A 2,247-nucleotide genomic window follows, 5' to 3' on the forward strand; every position below is an offset into this window, starting at 1 on the left:
CCGAACGGCTCTTGCCGGCCGAGCGCGCCGTGAAGCTGCCCGACGCCATCTCCTACGAGCAGGCCGCCGGCATGATGCTCAAGGGCATGACCGCGCAATACCTGCTCAACCGCACCTTCAAGGTGGGCAAGGGCACGACCGTCCTGATGCACGCGGCCGCCGGCGGCGTAGGGCAGATCCTCTGCCAGTGGGCGAACCACCTCGGCGCCACCGTGATCGGCACCGTCGGCTCGAAGGAGAAGGGCGAGATCGCCAGGGCGCATGGCGCGCACCACGTCATCCTTTACCGCGACGAGGATTTCGTCGCGCGGGTGAAGGACATCACCGGCGGCAAGCTCTGCGACGTGGTCTATGACGGCATTGGCAAGACCACGTTCCCGGCATCCCTCGACTGCATCCGCCCGCTCGGTATGTTCGTGTCCTTCGGCTCGGCCTCGGGCCAGATCGACGCCTTCAACATCAACATCCTGCAGGCCAAGGGCTCGCTATTCGCCACCCGGCCGACGATCAACAACTACATCGCCAGGCGCGACGACCTGGTGGCGACCGCGACCGACCTGTTCAAGGTGGTGGGAAGCGGGGCGGTGAAAATTCCGGTCAACCAGACCTATCCGCTGAAGGACGCCCGCAAGGCGCACGATGACCTCGAAGGTCGCGGAACGACGGGCTCATCCATCCTCATTCCCTAACACATCCCCCGCGGATGACGCAGATGTCGCCGTGCGGCACGCCGCCTGCTAGTCTGTGGTTCCTGCCGGCCATGTGATTGATCATGTAGTTTTCATGGGACGCCTCACCACGCATGTCTTGGACACAGCCTCCGGCAGGCCGGCCGCAGGGTTGCGTATCCTGCTGAAGATTCTGGATCGCCCGTCCGGTCCGCCCGTCGAGGGCGTCACCAACGCGGACGGCCGCCTGGACAAGCCGCTGCTGGAGGGCGAGGCTTTCAGGCCGGGATGCTATGAGCTTCTGTTCCATGTCGGCGACTATTTCCGCGCGCGCGGCGTAAGCCTCGCCGATCCTGCCTTTCTCGACATCGTTCCCATCCGCTTCGGCATCGCCGACGACGCGCATTACCATGTGCCGTTGCTGGTCTCGCCCTACGGCTATTCCACCTACCTGGGCAGCTAGAGCAGGCCGCGATGGACGTCTTCTTCGGCGAATGGGGCAATCTGCTGCTGCGCTGGGTCCACATGATCGTGGGCATCGGCTGGATCGGCACCTCGTTCTATTTCATGGCGCTCGACTATTCGCTGAACCAGAAAGAGCGCAAAAGCCCCGGCGTGTTCGGCACCGCCTGGCAGGTGCATGGCGGCGGCTTCTATCACGTGGAGAAATTCACCGTCGCGCCGGCGCATCTGCCCGAGCATCTGCACTGGTTCAAGTGGGAGGCGTACCTGACCTGGGTGACGGGCCTCGGCCTCCTGATCGTCCAGTATTATTTCCACGCCAGCGCCTATCTGATCGACCCGGCGGTGCTGCCGCTCACCGCGGTGCAGGCGGTGGGGCTGTCGGTCGTCTCGCTGTTCGTCGGCTGGTTCATCTATGACGCGATCTGCAAGCTTTTTGGCGAGCGCACCATCCTGCTCGCCATCGCCGTCTTCGCGCTGATCCTCGCGTCGAGCGTGTTCTACACGAGCGTGTTTTCCGGCCGCGGCGCCTTCATCCATGTCGGCGCGCTCATCGGCACCATCATGGCGTTCAACGTCTTCGTCACCATCATTCCCGGCCAGAAGATCATGGTAGGGCAATTGCTGCGCGGCGAGGAGCCGGAGGCGAAATACGGCAAGATCGCCAAGCAGCGGTCCGTGCACAACAACTACCTGACGCTGCCGGTTCTGCTGTTGATGGTGTCGCCGCATTACCCGTTCCTGTCGGCGCACCCGCATGCCTGGATGATCGTGGCGCTCATCCTCATCTGCGGCGCGCTGTTCCGCCATGTGCTGAACCGGATCGACGCCGGCGACACCTGGGACAAGTACGGCTGGGCGGCGCCGGTCGCGGCCTTTGCGCTGATCTGCGCAATCTATGCGACCGCGCCGCGCCAGCTCGCGGACAGCGGGCCCCCGGTCACGGACGCGGAGGCGCTGTCGCTGACGACCAGGCATTGCGTCATGTGCCATGCCAGGAAGCCGACGCATGAAAGCTTCCAGGAGGCGCCCAAGAACGTCACGCTGGAGACACTGGCGGACCTGAAACGCTATGCGCAGCCGATCATGATCCAGACCGTGCGCAACAAGGCGATGC

The 2,247-nt window shown here is 64.2% G+C and carries 3 protein-coding genes; all 3 read left to right on the plus strand.

Annotated features, from left to right (window positions below; all coding sequences use genetic code 11):
* On the plus strand, positions 1-689 hold a 689-nt coding region (locus tag Q0X16_RS12745), incomplete at its 5' end, for a quinone oxidoreductase (RefSeq protein ID WP_297835103.1).
* A 94-nt stretch (positions 690-783) separates the two neighbouring features.
* Positions 784-1,131 (plus strand): hydroxyisourate hydrolase, encoded by a 348-nt coding sequence (gene uraH / locus Q0X16_RS12750; protein WP_297835106.1) that lies wholly within the window; start codon positions 784-786, stop codon positions 1,129-1,131.
* Between the two features lie 62 nt (positions 1,132-1,193).
* On the plus strand, positions 1,194-2,247 hold a 1,054-nt coding region (locus Q0X16_RS12755; RefSeq protein WP_297835109.1), incomplete at its 3' end, for a urate hydroxylase PuuD.

It is taken from the genome of Thermomonas sp., assembly GCF_025993755.1.
Taxonomy (GTDB): domain Bacteria; phylum Pseudomonadota; class Gammaproteobacteria; order Xanthomonadales; family Xanthomonadaceae; genus Thermomonas.